Below are 19,574 nucleotides of genomic sequence, written 5' to 3'. Positions count from 1 at the left end.
GAAGAAGCTGCGTCCATAGTGCTACCCGAGGAAGTACCACGGCGGGCAGCCGGACCGGACCAGTTCGCCTTCGCTACCGTAACCTGGCGCGCCCTGGGCAGGGTTCTGGACGCCATGGGCGGACGGTCGCCTCTGGGTTCACGACGATGCCTCCCCAACTGTGGGATGTGGCGGAGAGGGTATCATCGGGAGGCAAAGAAAGGGGGTGTGGTGGCAGCGCATGCGATTAGTTATAAGTTGAACCCGGATCCTGCGTTGGCGCATAGTCGGGCGGCCTGAGGGCGATTATGACCGGCGGTTGTGGCGACTTGGCGCGGGCGGTGGCGTTTTCGGGGCCGGACCGGGCCGCGGCGGAGGGCCGGCGGGGCTCGGGAGGGGTCCCGAACGGCTCGCGGAGACACGGGGAGTGGGCGCCGCCGCGCGGCGGCTTCGGAAGGCCGGGGCCGGGACCGGTCAGGCGGGTGCGGGCGGCGCGAGCCCCGTGGCGATGGTTCGGAGCGCCCGCCGCGGGAGGCCGAGGGCCGGGTCGGCGCGCGCGAACCCGAGCGAGGTTCGGCGGGCGTGGGAGGTTATCCTGGCGGGGGCGCGCAGCAGGCGCAGCCGGATGCCGCGCGGCTGCACGGCGCGCCAGCGGCCGCCGAGGAAGTTCGCGCGCGGGATGTGGAGGAGTTGGTGGGCGAGCACGGCGAGGCTCCACGGCAGGGCGTTGCCGCCGAGGTCGTCCACCGCGGTGCGGCCGGCCGAGAGCTGGCCCAACTCCTCGATCCGCTGCTCGACGACCGCGCCCGCGTTGTAGGCGCGCCACGCCTCGACGGGGCCGATGCTCCCGATGTTGGTCAGAACGTCGGCGCTCATCGTGGTCTCCCACGCCGCGAGATCGAGTTCTCCCTCGTCCGGCCCGACCCGTCTCCGCCTCTCGACCGAGAGAAGCCTGGTCCCCCACAGCTCGCCGGAGGCCGTCCTCAGCTCCCGGTCCCCGGCCTCGTCCCGGGCGGCGGTCTCCCAGGCGCCCCGGAAGCCGTCGAGCCAGGCGTGCCGCGGCACCTTGAGCAGATAGGACACGCCGAGCTCCTCCATGCGCCGCGCGATGGACTTGGAGAAGAACCCCTTGTCCAGCCGCACGGTGATCCGCCGCACCCCCGCCCCCCTCAGGCGGGCCACCAGCCCGGCCAGCCACGCCTCCGCCCCCCGGGCCGTGTGCGCGCCCCCCGGCCGCCAGCGCACCCCGAGGCAGTCGCCCGTCTCCAGGACGTAGGCCAGAAGGGGGTGGTGCGAGGGACGGCCCGGCTTCTTCGGGTTGTAGCCCCGCTCCGCCCCCGCCTGCTTCAGTCCGTAGCGCACCACGACGGTCGAATCCATGACGATCGTCGCCGACCGGGGCGCCCCGCCGGCCAGCTCCCAGCGCCGCCGCACCATCCGCCACAACAGCTCGTCCAGAAGCGGCGACAGCACGGCCGCCGAACCCCGCAACCAGCGCCCGAACGTGGCCGGGTGCGGCACCCGCGCCCAGCCGAAGATGCGGCGCACGCCCCGCCGCTCCAGAAGCGGCGGGTCGTCCATCACCCCGCCGCCGTACAGGAGCAGCACCACCCACGACTCGACCATGAGCGATGGCCGGTAGCGGCCGGGGACGTTCCCGCTCCGCCGGTCGATCCAGCCGCCCAGCCCCAGCGCGTCCCACAGCTTCCGAACCACGACGAGGCCGCCCGCGTCGGTGATCCGCCCGCCGCCCCCGCGGACCCTCAGCGCGGCCGCCGATCCTTGCACGTGCGGGCGCGGTCCGGTATAGTCGTTTCCACGCACCATTCGGGTGTCCTCCGTTCCGGGGTGAACTCTTGTTCAGTCCCTCTGAACGTAGGGCCCCGGGCGGTGCTTTTCCATAGTCCGAAACTATGATCTCACTATCGTCAAGGCCTCCACGGCCCGGCTACGGCCGCCCTCCCGGACGAGCCCCGCGCCCACGATCGCAGGATCCGGGTTGAAGAATAATCTGTGAGGTAACAGGAGGAGGGCTGGCATATTGAATCAACCAGGGAACGGAAGCGCGACACCAGGCGTAAACTCCTCGCTGGCTCCTGGGTGCTCGCCCGCGCGCGGCCAGACCGACCAGGACGGCTTCTATGTCGGCCTCCAGGTGGGGAGGGCGAACGCGTCCACCCTCACCTCGGTCGTCACCGGGGTCAACCACCCGACGCGGTGCGACCGGCTCCTCTATCCGGCATCGACCAGCCCGCCGGCCAGCGACGAGGCGTGCCGCGCCAGCACGCCGACGGCCATCCTGAACAACGCGTTCAACCCGGGGGGCGGGGTCGTGAGCGGCCTCCTGTTCGGCTACCGGGCCGACCGGGTGCGCGTCGAGGTGGAGTATCTCACCCGGTCCCAGGGGCCCGCCACCGCGGCGGTCGGGGCCACCACGGACGTGGTGCTCCAGGGCAAGGACACCGAGTGGAGCGACGATCAGCCGCCGCGCGAGTGGATCCGTGACTACGCCGCCCACCAGATCTTCGCCAACGCGTACTACGACTTTCCGAACGAGTCGCCCTGGACGCCGTACGTCGGCGGCGGCCTCGGCGTGGCCATCACCACCCTGAACTATGCCAACCAGTTCATCCGGAAGCCGGACGTCGAGTACCTGCGCATCGACTTTGAGCCGGACTGGCCGGACGCCGCCAAGCGCGCCGCGGCGGGCACCCTCAGCTCCCTCGATACGACGGTGCGTCAAGAAGCGTTTGGGTTCCAGGTGCTCGCCGGCGCCGACTACGCGCTGACCGAGCACACCTCGGTCGGCGTGACGGGGCGCTGGGCCCAATTCGGCCATATCACCGACGAGGCGACCTGGGATCTTATCCGCAGCCATGCGCCCGTGCAGGCGGACGGCGTCACCCCATTCGACACCACGCAGCGATTCGAGGGCATCAGCTACCTGGCGGTAACGGGTCGGCCTGAAGTACTACTTCTGACGGATCCCGGGCCGTCGGATCGAGCGGCTGCCGTCTGCTCGCTCACATGGGCCTGCGGTGGTCGTCTCCGCGCGTTTCCGGGTCGTGTGTGGCGAGCCGGAAGGGCACCTTTCAGCCCGACGCGCTGGGTGCGGGGTCCGAGTGGAATCGGTAGTGGTCCAAGGATTCAGGGCAAAGGGGAGGGCGAGAGAACGACTCCACCCCTCACCGTGTCGTAGTCGAAGCCGTAAGGGTATTCTCGACCCCTAGCGAAGGCGCCAGATGCTCGTGTCGTTTCTGTTCCACGTCGCTTCGGGTCAGCGACGGCCCCTTGGGGCGTGGGGCACGTCGGCCTCCAGAGGATTGAGGATGGTGGCGGCCAAACGCTGCGGCAAGGATTCCGGGTCCCCTTTCGCAAAGGGTGATCGAAAGGGTGACTAATACCTTGGATATATAATATAACTTCAATTATTTAAGTAACTCAGGACAGATTCACCAGCGGACTGGGCAGCCTACTTAGCTGGCGAGCTCGGCGGCCCGGGGATCGTCAAATGCGCACGTTCGTCGAACCTGAGCCGACGATGGCGATTAAGACAGCAGTGCCGACACTCGACGCTCGGCTCGGCTGGCAGCCGAGTTAAACCGTCCACGAAACTGGATCAAGCCCAGAAGGTGCTACGCGCCTCCGCCGATTGCGCCACGGCCCTCTTGGACTTGCCACTCGCGCCAGCTCCAATCGACTATCAGTCTCCGATGGACTTCAAGCGAAGCCGTGACAAGGCAGAATGAGGCCGCCTTCTACTCCACCGCTTCACGGCGGAAGCTTTGGCTCCCCGTTGCTACGGGAGGAGCCAAGACCAGCTCGGCCTTGCCAGGGCAGCCGCCGTGGTGGGGATGAGCCATGTGCTCGTCCCCATGAATCTGCCACGCGGAGGCGGGCCATTTCCTGGGCTACCCCCGCGTGGGGCGATTGGAATCTCCCGTTACCGGCTCGATAGTGTGGGATCCGTTGATCGGGGTCCTTGGGAGGCGGTATCCTCAAATGAAGGCCATCGGACTCAACTGGAGGTGACTCAAATGCCTTTGTCCTGGCAGTTACACGCCTTCGGAGCCACGCTTGCGATCTGCACCCTGCTCGGCCGAGCGGAACAAGGTGCGGGTCAACAGCCGGGGTCTTACGGGTGGTACGTGAGCGCGAGCGGCGGGACGAACTGGAATCCCGTGATGAAGCAGGCGGGCCATAACCGGGACAATATCTGTTACCCGAATTTTCGTTGCAGCGGCATGCCGGAGGGCTATCGCTGGTTTTACAACCTTCCCCCGGATCTCGGTACTGCTTTTGAAGTCGCCGTCGGTCGAGATTTCGGCGACGTGCGGGTGGAGGTGTCTGAGGTGGTCCTACTTCGTTGGACAGTCCGAGGGCAAAGTTAAGGTGGATTCCGAGTGGTTGTGAGAGCCCTCGGGAGCATTTGCTGTGTGTTCTCGCGGGGTGGGTCTTCCACCCGGCGATCCTCCCCCGGCCGGGCGAGGACAGGTTCCAAAATGGGCCCCGCTCGCCGGGAGGGGAACCCGACCGGCGAGCGGGGCTTGGCAGCGGACGGAGAGAGGCGTGCAGGATGGGAGGAACGCCCGCTTCTCTTCCGTCCCGCTGCTTGACGAGGACGTGCCTCGGCATGTACGGAGATCCAGCGTTCACACTGCCCCCGTGCCGTTGCGGTAGGCATCGCCCGGCGTCCGCCCGTCAAGGGACGAATGCGGGCGCACCTCGTTGTAGAAGTCGATCCACGAGCCGATGATACGTTCGGCGTCCAAGCCGTCGCGAAGCTCGTGGAGATACACGGCCTCGTACTTCAGCGACCGCCACAGCCGCTCGATGAAGATGTTGTCGAGGAATCGGCCCCGGCCGTCCCTGCATAGACCTCCAGAAGCGTCTATCAGTGTTTGAGTCAGACCACCCGAAGGGAACCGGCTCTTAAACACTCACTGTCCGTGTTCAGGATCTCCGGAGCCGTCCAGCCCAGGGCGTCGTCCATGGCTTCCACGCAGAACGACGCGTCCATCGTGTTCGACAGCCGCCACGCGAGCACGTGCCGGGTCGCCCAGTCCATCACGGCCATCAGGTAGAAAAAGCCTTGCGTCACGGGGACATAGGTGATGTCCGCACACCACACGTGGTCCGCGCGAGAGATCGCGAGGCCGCGCAGCAGATAGGGGAAGACCCGGTGCTCCGGACTCGCCACGCTCGTGCGCGGCCGCCGGTAGGTCGCCTCCATCCCCATCAGGCGCATGAGCCGCCGGATCCGGTGCCGGCCCGCGGCAACGCCCTCGCGGCGGAGATGCCGCACCAGCTGCCGACTCCCGTGGAACGGATACGCCATGTGCAGTTCGTCCATGCGCCGCATGAGCGCCAGGTCCTCGGCGCTCTCCCCCTTCGGCCGGTAGTACCGCGACGACCGGCTCACGCCCAGCAGCGCACACTGCCTTGAAAGACTCAGAGGCCCGTCCCGCTCGATCATCCGCACCCGCTCCGCCCGGCTCAGCGCTTGAGCCCGCGCCGAAAAAAATCCCGCTCGACCGTGAGCTCCCCGATCTTCGCGTGCAGTTCCCGGACCCTCGCCTCGTGCTCCTTGGCGAGCTTGCGGCCCGCGCCCCCGGCGAACACCTCCGGCAGCCCTTCGAGCAGCTGCCGCTTCCATGTGGTCACCTGGTTCGGATGAAGCTCGTGCCGCGCGGCGATCGCCCGTACGCTGTCGTGCTCCCGCAGCGCCTCCAGCGCCACGCGCGCCTTGAACTCCGTCGTGAACCGCCGTCTCCTTCTGGCCATCTCGGTGCCTCCTGTTCCGTCCTGGAATCCACCTTAACGACCTGTCCAAAAAACTGGGACCACCTCAGTAAGCCGCCGCCGCAAGCAACATTGCCCGGCTTGTTCGACGAGGAAGCGGCGCCACGGCCCCAAGCGCACACGTATCCTCGCGGCACAACCTTGCGGATCCGCTAAGGGACACCATGGGTCCCCAACGGCATCAGCGGGCGATGAAACGCTGCACCCGCCGCCCGGTGGAGGCTTCGCCCACGTAGATGTTGCCGCGGGAGTCGACGCTCATCCCGTGCGGGCGCAGGAACTGGCCAAGCTGGCGCCCGCCGCGGCCGAACTCGCCCACGATCTCGAGGTCGGTGCGGCGCAGGATCCACACCTTGTGGTTGGTGCCGTCGGCCAGGTAAAGCCAGCGCTGCTCCGCGTCGGGTGAGAACGCGATCACGAAAGCGGAGCCCGAGGCCAGGGTTCCCGGGGCCACGATCTTCTCGGCCTGGAACGCGCCGCTCTGGTCGAACACATGAATCCGGTTCCCGCGGCGGTCGGCGACGTAGATGAGGCCGTCGTTCGATCCGGCGAGACCGTGGACGGTAGAGAACTGGCGTGGCGGCGAGCGGTCCGGGTCGAGGTTGGCGTAGTCGTATTGGTACTCGTCGTCCGGCGGCTCGCCGTAGGCGCCCCAGTGGCGCAGATAGGCTCCCGTCTCGCCATCGAAGACGACGACGCGGCGGTTTCGGTATCCGTCCGCGATGAAGACCTCGTTGTCCTCCGGGTCGACCCAGATTCCGGCGGGGCCGCCCAGAAGTTCCGTGTCGTCGCTGCCCCCGTTCTCGTCGTAGCGGCCGATCGTCATGACGAGGTCGCCGGATCGCGTGAACTTCATCACGCGATGGTGCCGGTACGTGCCCACCCACACGTAGTCGCTATGGCCGACGAAGATGCCGTGCGCGTTTCGCGGGAACTCGGACACGTCCTGCGTGGCGGGGTCGCCCCAGCCCTGAACCACGTTGCCCTCGGGATCGAACTCGACGACCACGGGGGCCGGCACGCAGCAGGTCCCGATCGCCGGGTCCTGGACCGCGGAGATCTCTTCCGGTGTCAGTGTCTCGGGCAAGTGCGTGACCCACACGTGATCGCGCGGGTCCACGAAGACGCCCGTGACGGATCCCATGATCCAGAGGTCGGGCATCTCGCGCGGCCAGCCGGGATCGACCGCGAACGAAGGAGCGCCCCCGTCGGGCGATGCGCCGGCCGCGGCGTCCCCGCCAGCGCCGGGGCCTGAACACGCGGACAGGAGGACCCAGGCGGCTCCCGCGATTCCGCACGCCGCGGTGGACCCCCGCCCCGGCACCGCGCTGAACCCGCAAGTTCTCGTCATTCCCGTGTGCCCGGTCGCTTTCCGCATGCTCGTCTCCCGCCGGATGTCATCCATCGTTGCCCCTGGACTGCGGCGTCTCCAGTGTAACCCCTCACTCCCCGTTGGCGAGGAGGTCCAATGTCGAGTCGGATGAACCGGACGATCGCGGGTTGTTTGGCGCTCATGGCGCTGGCGCCGGGATGCGGGGCGCCGCCGGACGAGGATCCGGTCTCCGCGGGCTCGGACATGGCTGGGGGCCAGGGACTGGAAGCGGACCATTTGCTCCCGTCACGGCCGGCGACGCTCAACTGGGGCTGGTATCCGCTCGACAAGGAGCCCGTGCTCCGGATCGCGTCCGGGGAGACCGTCCGGATCCACACGCTCACCCACGTCGGAGCTACGCAGAACGAAGACCCCATCGACTTTCTCACCGGACTCGGGGTGCCGCGGGAAGAGATCCTCGACGACGTCATCGACTTCTGGGCCTCGCGCGAAGGTCGTCCCCGCGAGGGCCGAAGCGGACATGTGATCACCGGCCCGATCCATATCGAGGGGGCCGAGCCCGGCGACATGCTGGAGATCAGGATCCTCGACATCGAGACGCGGGTGCCGTGGGGCGTGAACTCCACCAGCGGCCGGGGCGGTGTCTTCTCGCCGAGCTATCCCGGCGCGGGCCCCGGCGACGAGCCGCTGGATATCCCGTCCGGCCGACACCTGATCCGGACCGGGGAGGTGGAGGGCCGGGAGGTCGCCTTCTTCTCCCCCGACATTCAGGTGCCGCTGGCGCCGTTCATGGGGATCCTCGCCGTGGCTCCCGACCCCGTCGTGGGCGAGCCGGGGGTGACGGTGCCCGGCGTCCAGGGATCCCGCCCGCCGGGCGCCTTCGGCGGCAACCTCGACGTGAAGGACCTCACGGCGGGGACGACCGTCTATCTCCCCGTCTTCCAGCCGGGCGCCCTCTTCTACACCGGTGATCCGCACGGGGCGCAGGGCGATGGTGAAGTGAGCGGCACCGCGATCGAGCAGTCGCTGAGCGGCGTGTTTCGCTTCGTCGTCCACAAGGGGAAGACGATTCCCGCCCCCCGCGCGGAGACCGCGACGCACTACCTGATCATGGGCATCGATCTCGACCTCGACCGCGCCGCGCGCGAGGCGACGCGCCTCGTCGTGGAGTTCCTCGTCGAGGAGAAGGGGTTGACCCCCGACAAGGCGCTTTCCCTCGCCAGCATCGCCGTGGACTTTCGGGTGAGCGAGGTCGTCGACCTCACGCAGGTCGTGACCGGGTTCATCCCGAAGGACATCTTCATTATTCCCTGATGAGATCCATTGGGAAGCGAAGCTCTACGCGCGGACTCCGCGCGGCGGCTCTCGCCGCTGCCCTCGTGACGGCGGTCGAGTCTCCGGGCAGCCTTGAGGGGCAGGGAGCGGGCGTCGACGACCGGCAGGAGCTCAGGGCCATCCGCGATGCGGGCGGGACGCTGCGCCTGGACGGCCGTCTGGACGACGCGGTCTGGGCAGAGGCAGAGTTCGCGACCACCTTCTGGCAGCGGGAACCGGACGAGGGCCGGCCGGCCACCCGGCGGACCGAGGTCGCGTTCGTCTTTGACGACGATGCGCTCTGGATCGGCGGGCGCATGTACACCGACGACCCCGAGAGCCTCCAGGCCTACCGCACGCGGCGCGACCAGAACACCGGTTCCGAGCGGCTCCTGGTGTCGCTCGATCCCTACCTGAACCGGCGCACCGCGGTCTCCTTCGGAGTGAACGCGGCGGGCACCCGAACCGACTGGTATCACCCGGAGGACGACGTCTCCAACCGCGACTACACGTGGGATCCGGTGTGGTCTGCCCGGGTGCAGAGGGACTCCCTCGGGTGGACGGCCGAGATGCGGATGCCGTTCTCCCAACTTCGCTTCAACGGTGACGAGCCGGCGTGGGGCGTCAACATCAACCGCTACATGCCCGACATTCAGGAGAACCTCCTGTGGGAACTGGTGGTGCGGAGCGAGCCGGGCTGGGCCTCGAGGCTGGGTGATCTCACCGGGCTCCAGGGGCTGCGCGGGCGCCGGGGGCCGGAGTTCCTGCCCTACATCGCCGGAGACATGCGCACGCCGACGGGAGGTCCTTCGAGCGGGCTGGTTACGCACAGCGAGGCGCGCGTGGGGGCCGACCTCAAGCTCGGTCTGGGTTCGAGCTTGACGCTCGACGCGGCCGTGAACCCCGACTTCGGACAGGTCGAGGCCGATCCCGCCGTCGTGAACCTGACCGCCTTCGAGGAAGTCTTCGAGGAGCGGCGGCCGTTCTTCACCGAGGGCCGGCAGCTCATGGAGGGGCTGGGCCCGCGCTACTTCTACTCGCGCCGGATCGGCGCCCCGCCACACGGGCGGGTGCGGGCCGACAGCGTCGAGATGCCGGACCAGACGACGATCCTCGGGGCCGCGAAGGTGACGGGACGGATGCCCGGCGGGACCGCGGTGGGCGCGCTGTTCGCCGTCACGGGGCGGGAAGAGGCCCGGACGTTCGATTTCTCCGCAGGCGAGGGACCGCTCCCCGGCGCGGCGCCGGTCCCGGGTGAGGCGCTCGTGCCGGTCGAGCCGCTGAGCGCGTTCGCCGTGGCCCGGCTCGAGCAGGAGCTCGGCGAGAGCGGCTCGACGGTCGGGCTGACGGGGACGGCGCTCAGCCGCGAGGCCCAGCCCGGGCTCTCGGAACTGCTCGTCTGGCGCGCGTTCTCGGGGGGTGGAGACTGGAACCTGCGGTTCGGCGGCGGCGAGTACGAGCTCACCGGCCACGCAGGCTTTTCGAGCATCAGCGGCGACCCGGCGGCGATCCTCAGGGTGCAGCGCTCCAGCGCCCGCTTCTTCCAGCGCCCGGACGCGCAGACCGCTCGACTCGATCCGTCGCGCACGTCCCTCTCCGGCTACACCGCCGCGCTCGCGATGGAGAAGACCGGCGGCCGGCGCTGGCTGTGGCGCGTGCGGGGCGAGGCCATATCGCCGGGCTTCGAGATCAACGATGTGGGCCAGATGTTCAACGCGGACCGGCTCACGGCCGAGGCGGATGTCGCGCTTCGCGAGACGCTGCCGACCGCCTTCGCGCGGTCCTGGCAGCTCGGCCTCACGTCTTCGAGCGCCTGGAACTTCAACCGCGTCCGCACCGAGACGATTCTGGGGGCCGAGGCCACGGCTACCTGGCACAACTACCTGCGCACGACGCTCGACTACGAATACCAGCCCCGCGCGCTGAGCGATCATCTCACGCGCGGCGGCCCCCTCATGGAGACGCTGGCGCGGTGGCGCGGCGGCCTCAGGATCGCGAACGACCGTTCGTTCCGGACGGGCTTCAGTCTCACCGGAGGCTACGGGCAGGACGAGGTCGGGGGCTGGGCGTACGACGTGGGGGGCTCGCTCACTCTGCGCCCGGGGCCGGCGTTACAGCTTGAGATCCAGCCCTCCTATCGGCGCGAAGTCGAGTCGCGGCAGTACCTCACGACGCTGGATGGAGGGCGCTTGGAGACGTTCGGTCGGCGTTACGTCTTCTCCGCCATTGAGCGCAGCACCGTCGCGGTGCGGTTCCGGGGCGGCTACGCGTTCACGCCCGACCTCACGCTCGAGGCGTACTTCGAACCCTTCGCGGCCAGCGGCCAGCGCTACGGGCTCGGCGAACTCCTCGCGCCCGGCAGCCGCGCCCTGCTCGTGTACGGCGAGCGGGGGTCGACGATCGACCGGGCCGCCGACGGCTCCTGGACCGTGACCGAGGGCGGCGGCGCGTTCGCGCTCCCGGCCAGTGACTTCAACGTCCTTTCCCTCCGCAGCAACGTGGTCCTGCGCTGGGAACTGCAGCCGGGGAGCACGCTCTTCCTGGTGTGGCAGCAGGACCGCTCCGACATGCGCACCTCCGGCGAACTCGTCGATCCGGGCCGTCTCGTCGACAGCCTGCGCACGGGTGGCCAGCACGTCTTCCTGCTCAAGATCGCCTACTGGCTCCCTCTGTGATGCCCGTACTCGATCTGACAGACCGGGTCGCGCTGGTGACGGGCGGGACGAAGGGGATCGGCCGCTCGATCGCGGAGCATCTGCTCGAGGCGGGTGGGTCCGTCGCCCTCTGCGCGAGGACCGAATCCGAGGTTCAGGCGGTCGCGGCCGACCTCGGCGACCGGGCGCTGGGGATCGCGTGCGACGTGGCGGACGCGGGGGCCTGCGCGGGCATGGTCGAGCGGACCGTGGCCCACTTCGGACAGCTCGACATCCTCGTGAATAACGCCGGCCTCGGCGTCTTCAAGCCGCTGGCGGAGATGACCGTCGAGGAGTGGCAGCTCCAGATCGACGTGAACCTGGGCGGCGTCTTCTACTGCTCGAAGGCGGTGCTCCCCCACCTCGTCGCGAGCGGTGACGGGTTCATAGTGAACATCGCGTCTCTGGCCAGCCGCCATCCGTTTCACAGAGGAACCGGGTACAACGCGAGCAAGTACGGGCTCCTCGGACTCACCGAGGCGATGATGCTCGACGTGCGTCACGACGGCGTGCGCGTCAGCGTCGTGATGCCGGGGAGCGTGGACACGTACTTCGACGGCCGGGAGCAGGTGCCGGAGCGGACCTGGCGGCTGCACGTGGACGACTGCGCGGCGGCCGTCATGCAGATCCTCTCCTATCCGCCGGAAGCCCATGTGAGCCGCATCGAACTCCGGCCTTCGCAACCGCCGCGTAAGGCGTGAGCCCCGACGCCCGCCGGGACGAACTCGGCGCCCACGTCTCGGCGGCGGGCGGGGTGCAGAACGCTCCCGGGCGGGCGGCGGAGATCGGTGCCGCGAACTTGCAGCTGTTCACGAAGCAGCCCAACCGCTGGGCCGAGCCGAAGATCGACGACGAAACCCAAGCGGAGTTCAGCGAAGCGCGCGCCGAGCACGGCATCGCGGTCGCCGGAGCCCACGACTCCTATCTCATCAACCTTTCGTCTCCCGACCGCAGGTTGTGGCGGATGTCGCAACGCTGCTTTCAGGGCGAACTTCAGCGCTGCGTGACCCTGGACCTCGATTTCCTGGTCACGCATCCCGGCAATGCCACGGACGGCGATATCGAGGAAGGACTTTCGCGCAACGCGCGCGGCGTGACCGAATCGCTCGAAGCCGTCGACGGCCCCACGCGCGTGCTCCTGGAGCTGACGGCCGGCGCGGGGACGACCGTCGGGGCGAGCTTCGAGAACCTCCGCAGCATCATCGATCAGATCCCTGTCTCCCAGCGCGACCGCGTGGGCATCTGCTTCGACACCTGCCACGGGTACTCCGCCGGCTACGATCTTGTGGACGACTACGACGGGGTGTGGGAGGCCTTCGACGCGGTCCTGGGACTGGACCTGCTCGGCCTCATCCACATGAACGATTCGAAGCACCCCTTCGCCTCGCGGAAGGACCGGCACGAGGAGATCGGGCAGGGAACCCTCGGCGAGGCCCCGTTCCGGCGGCTCATACTCGACCCTCGCCTGCGTCACGTCCCCAAGATCCTCGAGACCCCCAAGGGGGACGACGGCGCCGACGCCGACATCCGGAATCTGACCCTCCTCCGCAGCTTCCGCGAAAGGAGTCGCTGAACATGTCCGACCCCGTGAAGACCGAACGCCGAGGCCGCGTCCTCGAGGTAATCCTCGACCGGCCGCCGGCGAACGCGATCGACGTGGCGACGAGCGTCCGCATGGGGGAAGTGTTCTGCGACTTTCGGGACGACGACGATCTCTGGGTGGCGATCCTCACCGGGGGCGGCGAGCGCATCTTCTCGGCCGGCTGGGACCTAAAGGCCGCGGCCGGGGGCGAACACGAGCGGATGGACTACGGCGCGGGCGGCTTCGGCGGGATCACGGAACTGTGGGACCTCACGAAACCCGTGATCGCCGCGGTGAACGGCCTGGCGGTGGGGGGCGGGTGTGAACTGATGCTCGCTGCGGACCTCGTCGTGGCCAGCGAGAAGGCCGAGTTCTGGTTCCCCGAGGCCCGTCTCGGGAACATGGCCGACGCCGGGGCGGTGCAACGCCTGCCCCGCAAGCTCCCCCCGAACGTCGCGATGGAACTGCTCCTCACCGGCCGCCGCATGGAGGCCGCCGAGGCGCACGAATGGGGGCTCGTGAACTGGGTTGTCGCCCCGGACCAGGTGCTGCCGAAGGCCCGTGAAGTCGCCGACGATCTGGCGCGAAGCGCGCCGCTCTCACTCCGCGCGATCAAGGAGGTCGTGCTGGGGATCGAGGGCATGTCCGTCCGCGACGCCTTCCGTGTCCTTCGGGAAGGCCGCTTTCCGGCCTACGAGCGCATGCTCCTCTCAGAGGACCACGCCGAAGGCCCCCGAGCCTTCACCCAGAAACGGGAACCGAACTTCACGGGTCGATGACCGGGCCGCTTCCCGGGCTCCGTCGCCTGGACGGTAGCGTGCCTCCCCTTGATCCTCGCCACATCGCCACGGTCCCGATACCCGGCGTTCACATGATCGCGGGATAACAGAGCTCCTCGAACACCTCGGGAGCGGGCGGATCGGCGATGTCGTCGGGCCTGTGGGGGCGGGTCGCTCCGGGCTCGTACATGAGGAGCCGCCCCGCCTCGCACCACACCGACGGGTTGTACGGTTTCGGGCACTCCGGCAGTGCGAGCCACGCCTCGTACTGCTCCCTGGAGCTAGCCGTGATCTCCCCATTCGGGCCCATGATCAACGGGACCGAGCCCCGGCGGCACACCGGGGCCGGAAGCGGCTCGCTCGCCTCGAACAGGGCGCGCAAGTAGTCCCGGCCCCGCCCCTCGGGGTCTGCGGAGTAAACACGGATGAGGGCCCCCAGCAGTCCGGAAGCGGCGCGCGCGGGGCCCGTGCGATAAGCCTCGCGGAACGGATCGTCCCCGCCGCCGGCCAGCACCCGGGCCGCGCGCGTCTCGTACACGCGCACCAGCGCATCGAACGCCTCCGGGTAGGGCGTGCCTCTTAGGTAGGATGCGTTGCGCTGCGCCGTCGACAGCGTGGCGTAGGCCTTGGATCGGACCAGGTACTCGTCGGACGAGTACTCCGCGTCGATCAGCAGAAGGTCGACGAGGGCGTCCACCAGCGCCTCCTGCTCCGCCTGCGTGCGGGGACCGTGCTCCTCCCTGAGCAACGCGACGGCGGGCGAGTTGTCCGGGTCCGGATCGTCCAGCAGGCTCCAATCGCCGCGTAGCGCCCGCAGCGCCTCGACCGCGGTCGGCACGCGCCAGCCGCCCCCCTCGTCCAGCACCAGCCCCGGCGCCCACTCCCGCTCCCCGGTCTCCCGCTCCTGCGCCGGTAACGCGTTCGGCGCGAGAAGCCCGGCCAACGCGACCGCCGCCAACACCCTCAAGATCGCTCCTGCGGTCATTCTTCCTCCCACTACCCTACAACGATCACGGCTCAGGATGCTGACGCTCCGCACCAACGGGATTCGCGGATCGGCTCGCCGTCGGCGATCACGAACACCGGGTTTGTGTGTGCGAACAGATAACTGTCCATGGCCCCGTGCTGCGTGGGCCGAGGACGCGGGCCGCGATCCAGCCGCTGCCGTCCATGCGCACGTCGATCTCCGCCTCGATAGACCTGCCGTCCCGCGCCGCCTCGTCAGTGCCAGCGTCGGCGTGAGGACTCCACCTTGTACAGGATGTAATCGCGCAGCGCGCACGCGGCGCGATGATCGAGGTACGGAACCGTGATGTTCCCGCACGCGAGTTGTACCTGCACCGTGGCCAAGTCCCTCCGGCGCTGCAGCGGGGACTGCTTCACGGTCGCGGACTGAGCCTTCCGCATGAGGAACGCTTTCACCTCGCTCCCGATGAACCCGCTCCGGCTCGCCAGTCCATCACTATCGTGCACGTAGCCCTGCCGCCGCCACCGCTGCCAGGCGACGAGCGCCGCAACGGGGATCGATGCGGCCCACCAGAAGAAGACCGTGGAGACGCGGGCGGGCATCCCCGCCCACACGACCAACAGGATGAGCCCGAAGACAGGGGCCCAGAGGAGGCAGTAACGCAGGGCGAGAGCGCGAATGTAGTAGGGCGATACGCGATTGAACCCCTTGCCGCGCGGAAGAATGGAAATCCCTCTCGCTTCCCGCGCGAACACCAGCGCCTGCATGTCTTCGGCGAGCCGGTCGCCCAGGAGCGGCACGTCCAGCACGTCCGGCACCTCGAGTCCGACCGTGTGACCCGCTTCGGGAGAGAGGAGGGCTGCGGCGGGGAGGGCGCGGAGTCGGTACCGTCGGAACCACCGCAGCACGAGGCCCTGACTCAGGGTCAGCTGCTGGATTCTCGGGGCCTCGACCACGACCTCGCGCTGCGTGAGAAGGCCGGCGTGCGATCGAAACCTGTCGTCGTCGTGCCGGAGCGTGAAGTTGTGGTGTCGCAGGAACGCCGACGTAACCACGAGGAGGAGCGCTACGCCCGCGATGGAGGTGATCAGGGCGGCCGCGAGGCCCACCTGGGTGAGTGCCCCAAGACTGGTGAACGCACTCGCGGCGCTGTCGACGCTGGACTCGATCGCCTCCAGGACAGGATCCATGAGGTCACCGGGCTGGAGCAGATCGCCAATCAAGCCAACCAACGCCGCCACGAAGATGAAGTTCCGGCTGGCGAGCCCGATACGCACCATGTCGGCCGGACCGAGCTTCAGCAGGACGCGGCCCCGGTGCGCCGCATCGACTGACAGGCCCGTGCCCAGGGCCGCCGAGCCCCCTCGCTCGCGACGGGGCCCTCGAGTGTGGGCCGAAGGGCTGTCACGCTGCGCTGCAGGTGGTGGGCTACGTCCGTTCGGATCGACGGCAGCTTGCCCTCGGTCTGGATCGAGCCCGAAGTATCCAGGGCGACCGTGACCAGTCCGAACAGGCGGTCGACCGGGGACCGCTTGACGTTGATGCCCTGCACACGCTCGTAGGGCAGGTCAAGCGCGGTCTTCTTGAGGACGCCCTTGTGGACGAGAAGCTTGTCTTCGGCAATCCTGAACCGGAAGCAGGCCCACTGAACCACACCCACGACGGGGGGCAGCAGGAGAACCGCCGCAAACACGAGGAGCAAGACGCCAAGGCTGCCCGGATTGTCCCGCAGCAGGGGCGCGAGCGCGATCAGGGGGATCAGCGCTCCCTGAATCAGGACTCGCGCCGTGGTCCGGACGAGGTTTCCGGCGAAGAATGGAATGGCGAAGGGTGACGAGCGCTGCCAGTCGCCAGGATTCGGCGGATTCACTGACCGGCGCCCCCGGTGGCTTCGGAGTGTGCGCCCGAATCCGCGACGGGCCGGGACTCCTCTGCCGGTTCCGACCCTGACTCTATTCGATCCGAGATGTACACGCGCAGCCGCTCGGCGGTCTCCCGTCCCAAACCGCGGACCCGGTTACCCCTGCCGCCCCCCGCCGGAAAGACCGACAGGCTCGCCAACTCGAACCGGCGGTCCAGCGGTGTGTTGTCGAGCTTGGTGTGCTGCACGCGGTTAAAGGGGAACGCCTTCACAGAACGCCAGAAGACGCCCGACTTGTAGAGGAGGTCCTTCTCGCGAGCGACGTAGCCCCGCCGCGGGACCGCGATCAGCGGCCATACGACGGACCACACACAGAACCCGCCCAGGAAGGTCCAGAAGAACGCTGGGAGCCACGGCAGGGACTCCGCGATGATGCCTGGATTGCGAACGAGTACCGCCGCGTGGAGCCCCCCGCCTCCGGCGACGAAAACGGCGGCTCGAATGAGGGCCCCGACCTGGAGACGCCTCGCGAAACGGGGGTTCAACGGGATCCAGTTGACGGTCGCGGTGCCGGGAAGCGCATCGAGCGGCACTTCGGCGTTGGCGAAGCTGGCGGGTGCGTCGGGTTGAAGCGACGCCGAGTCCTCCGTCAACGCCGGATCGCTGCTCTCAGCGGCCACCGGCGGCCTGGTCCTGGTATAGGCGCATGCCCTCCTCGAACGTGGCGATGACCTCGGCCTTGTGGGCCGGGTCGTCCCATCGGTCCATGGAGTGGAGGTCCTCGAGCGTCCGCTCGATCCAGCGCACGAAGAACGCGGCGTCCTCCTGCGACCGGATCGGCTCCCCGTCGGCGATCACGAACACGGGGTTCGTGTGCGCGAACAGGTAGCTGTCCATCGCCCCGTGCTGCGGGGGGCCGAGGACGCGGGCCGCGATCCATCCGCTGCCGCCCATGCGCACGTCGATCTCCGCCTCGATGGACTTGCCGTCACCCGTCGCCTCCACGGTGTGGATGATCTCGCCGTTTCGGATGATGTCGAGGCGCTCCATCGCAAACAGCGAGCGTGCCGTCACCGCGACCGTCACGCTCTCGCCCCGTGAGACCGCAAGTTCCTCCCCCATCCCCATTCCGTCCACGTCGAGCGTGAGGATGGGTCCGCTCGTCACGAAGGCGTGGCCCGCCGCCATCGCGTCGGCCCACTCGTCGTAGTCGAGTTCCGCCTCGCCCGTATGGACGTAGGAGCGCGTCGTTCCCACGGCCGGGTGTCGCCACATGTCGCTCATCACGTCCGTCCCCGCCGTGGCCGGGATCCGGGACCCGGTGTTGAGGAGACGATACCAGATCGCGGCCGTCCCCAGTTCATCGCTCCAGATGCAGGCGACATCCACGAAGTCGGCCAGCCCGAGGATCGCGTCAACGGGAAGTTCGCGCGCCCCGCCGGGCGCCGGGTCCGGCCCGCGGTGGCTGAGCCCGAACGGGTGGACGTAGCCGCCGATACCGCCCTGCTCGTGCACGCGCCGCAGCACCGCCGCGTTGTCGGGATACAGTTCGCGGTAGGCCGTCCCCTCGTAGCCGATGTAGAAGGGCGTGATGAGCTGCACGAGATTGAGCAGCGACATGTGCGCGAAGAAGTTCGGCCGGTACTCCTCGTTGTAGTAGACGATCGTGCGCGGGTCCGGGTGCGGGTGCGGGTGGCCGAGGAAGTGCTCCAGGTCCTCCACCCGGCTGTTCGCCCAGTAGTTGGCGATCATCCCGTTCGCCACGTTCAGGTCTTCGGCCAGGGCCTTGTTTCCGAGGTCCAGCGGGGTGACGAAATAGTGGCCGCCGTAGTTCGGGTGAATGTGATTGTCGCCCGAATACCAGCCGTCCGCGGCCATGTCGATCCAGCGCTCGAGCCGGACGTCGACGTTGGTCCACTCGCCGGCGCGCACCTCGACCGTCCGCGTGACCGGCTCGTACTCGAAGCCGCGCCACACCTCCAGTTCCGCCTCGCCGACCGGGAGCGTGACGGAGAAGCTGCCGTCGGTGTGGAAGTAGTAGTCCTCGGGCCCGCTGAGGACGCGCGGGAAGCTCCCGTCGGGGAAGTAGCTGCGCCCGTCCGACGCCTGGAGGTAGATGCGGGAGGGGAGCCGCCGCCCGTTCGCGCCGCTCACGCGCACCTGGACGCGGCCCATCCGCTCCGACCACGCGTAGTCCTCGATCCGCACGGGGACGGGCTCACCGCCGCCGCGGCCCGTCGTGTAGAGCCCGAACCCCATGCCGCCGTCGGTCGTCCGCTCCTCCCCCGCGACGCCGCCGTTCCGGGAGTAGACAAGGCGCTCCCCGTCCGGCGACCACGAGGGGAAGTATTCGTCCGTGCGCGTATGGGTGATCCGCACCTGCTGGATCCCCGGGCTGGAGCGATCCTGGGACGCGCCCGCCCGGTACGTCGGCACCTGGTAGATGTCGTTGTTCCCGGAAGCGTCGGTCACGTAGGCGACCGAACCGCCGTGCGGAGCCACGACGGGCGACGCCTGGTAGTTGGTCTCGATCCGGATGAGAAGCTCCGCCTCGCCGGTGGCCGCGCTCCAGCGCCACAGGGAACCCGATCCCAGCGCCGCCTCCCCGCGCTTGGAGACGAAGACGATGTCGCCGGTGTCGCCGATCCAGTCGCCGGCGATGTCGTTCGCCGTCGGGTGGGCGATGACGGGCGTCGCGTCTCCCGCCTCGAGGTCGTACGCCCAGAGGTCGAACGTCCCGTCCCGTCCGGTCGTGAACAGGATCCTGGACCCATCGGGAGAGAACCGCGGTCGCATGTCGAGAGCGGGATCTTCCGTCAACCTTCGGGATTCGCCGCTCTCGAGGTCGAGCAGGAAGACGTCGAGGTTCAGGCTGATGTCAGCGGCGTAAGCGAGGTGGCGGCCGTCGGGGGACCAACTCGGCTGCGAGTGGTAGCCGGCCCCGGACGTCAACTGCCGGGCCACGCCTCCGTCGGCCGGGACCGCCCAGATCCGCCCCTGGTAGGCGAAGGCTATCGAGCCGCCATCAGGCGACCACGCCGGATACGTGGGAGATGCCGTGACCGGGGGCGGGAAGTAGCTCTCCATGTACATCTTGCCGGACCCGCCTATCCCGCTCATCGTCGGATAGCCGCCGGGAAACGGGGCGGGATACCGATCCGCGTCCTGCCCCGAGAGGCTAGAGGGGCTCGAGAGACCTGAGATGAGCAGCAGGTAGCCCGCGATTCGTACGGTTCGATCCATTTCATCCTCCGGAACGACAAG

Annotated in this window: 13 protein-coding genes and 1 pseudogene; 6 read left to right on the top strand and 8 right to left on the bottom strand. The window is 68.6% G+C overall.

Annotation, left to right across the window (positions count from 1 at the left end; all coding sequences use genetic code 11):
• Window positions 1–453: 453 nt before the first annotated feature.
• Entirely contained in the window at window positions 454–1,806 is a 1,353-nt protein-coding gene (locus tag ACPXY0_RS13125) for an IS1380 family transposase (protein ID WP_423925259.1), read from the bottom strand.
• A 214-nt stretch (window positions 1,807–2,020) separates the two neighbouring features.
• Here ACPXY0_RS13125 and ACPXY0_RS13120 point away from each other — a divergent pair, with 214 nt between their 5' ends.
• Window positions 2,021–3,178 (top strand): outer membrane protein, encoded by a 1,158-nt coding sequence (locus tag ACPXY0_RS13120; RefSeq protein WP_423925256.1) that lies wholly within the window; start codon window positions 2,021–2,023, stop codon window positions 3,176–3,178.
• Between the two features lie 1,453 nt (window positions 3,179–4,631).
• Here the strand turns inward: ACPXY0_RS13120 and ACPXY0_RS13115 are convergent.
• Window positions 4,632–5,763, bottom strand: a pseudogene (locus tag ACPXY0_RS13115) (IS3 family transposase).
• A gap of 199 nt (window positions 5,764–5,962) precedes the next feature.
• Window positions 5,963–7,159, bottom strand: coding sequence for a hypothetical protein (locus tag ACPXY0_RS13110; protein WP_423925254.1), 1,197 nt, complete (start codon window positions 7,157–7,159; stop codon window positions 5,963–5,965).
• Between the two features lie 90 nt (window positions 7,160–7,249).
• On the opposite strand from ACPXY0_RS13110, the gene ACPXY0_RS13105 reads away from it, so the two are divergent.
• The 5 genes from ACPXY0_RS13105 to ACPXY0_RS13085 are packed head-to-tail and all read left to right on the top strand — an operon-like array spanning window position 7,250 to window position 13,482.
• Window positions 7,250–8,428, top strand: a complete 1,179-nt coding sequence (locus ACPXY0_RS13105) for an acetamidase/formamidase family protein (protein WP_423925252.1) — start codon at window positions 7,250–7,252, stop codon at window positions 8,426–8,428.
• A complete protein-coding gene (locus ACPXY0_RS13100) occupies window positions 8,428–11,103 on the top strand; it encodes a DUF5916 domain-containing protein (RefSeq protein ID WP_423925250.1) in 2,676 nt (891 codons plus the stop codon). Before ACPXY0_RS13105 ends, ACPXY0_RS13100 begins: the two co-directional genes overlap by 1 nt.
• Window positions 11,103–11,822, top strand: a complete 720-nt coding sequence (locus ACPXY0_RS13095; protein ID WP_423925248.1) for an SDR family oxidoreductase — start codon at window positions 11,103–11,105, stop codon at window positions 11,820–11,822. Before ACPXY0_RS13100 ends, ACPXY0_RS13095 begins: the two co-directional genes overlap by 1 nt.
• Window positions 11,819–12,694: a deoxyribonuclease IV gene (locus ACPXY0_RS13090; protein WP_423925246.1), complete on the top strand. Its 876-nt coding sequence runs from the start codon at window positions 11,819–11,821 to the stop codon at window positions 12,692–12,694. The genes ACPXY0_RS13095 and ACPXY0_RS13090 overlap by 4 nt, the downstream gene beginning before the upstream one ends.
• 2 nt (window positions 12,695–12,696) lie before the next feature.
• A complete protein-coding gene (locus ACPXY0_RS13085) occupies window positions 12,697–13,482 on the top strand; it encodes an enoyl-CoA hydratase-related protein (protein WP_423925244.1) in 786 nt (261 codons plus the stop codon).
• A gap of 88 nt (window positions 13,483–13,570) precedes the next feature.
• Here the strand turns inward: ACPXY0_RS13085 and ACPXY0_RS13080 are convergent, their stop codons facing one another.
• From ACPXY0_RS13080 to ACPXY0_RS13060, 5 genes are all read right to left on the bottom strand, one after another.
• Window positions 13,571–14,467, bottom strand: coding sequence for a hypothetical protein (locus ACPXY0_RS13080; protein ID WP_423925242.1), 897 nt, complete (start codon window positions 14,465–14,467; stop codon window positions 13,571–13,573).
• 236 nt (window positions 14,468–14,703) lie between these two features.
• Window positions 14,704–15,729, bottom strand: coding sequence for a PH domain-containing protein (locus ACPXY0_RS13075; protein ID WP_423925240.1), 1,026 nt, complete (start codon window positions 15,727–15,729; stop codon window positions 14,704–14,706).
• A gap of 17 nt (window positions 15,730–15,746) precedes the next feature.
• On the bottom strand, window positions 15,747–16,319 hold the full coding sequence (locus ACPXY0_RS13070; RefSeq protein ID WP_423925238.1) for a PH domain-containing protein: 573 nt from the start codon (window positions 16,317–16,319) through the stop codon (window positions 15,747–15,749).
• Window positions 16,316–16,990, bottom strand: coding sequence for a PH domain-containing protein (locus ACPXY0_RS13065; protein ID WP_423925236.1), 675 nt, complete (start codon window positions 16,988–16,990; stop codon window positions 16,316–16,318). Before ACPXY0_RS13065 ends, ACPXY0_RS13070 begins: the two co-directional genes overlap by 4 nt.
• The gene (locus ACPXY0_RS13060; RefSeq protein ID WP_423925234.1) at window positions 16,980–19,553 is read right to left on the bottom strand and encodes a CehA/McbA family metallohydrolase; all 2,574 of its coding nucleotides are present in this window, start codon (window positions 19,551–19,553) and stop codon (window positions 16,980–16,982) included. Before ACPXY0_RS13060 ends, ACPXY0_RS13065 begins: the two co-directional genes overlap by 11 nt.
• Window positions 19,554–19,574 lie beyond the last annotated feature (21 nt).

The sequence above is a fragment of the Candidatus Palauibacter sp. genome, assembly GCF_965237495.1.
Taxonomy (GTDB): Bacteria; Gemmatimonadota; Gemmatimonadetes; order Palauibacterales; family Palauibacteraceae; genus Palauibacter.
This window is presented reverse-complemented; position numbering and strand designations above follow the sequence as displayed.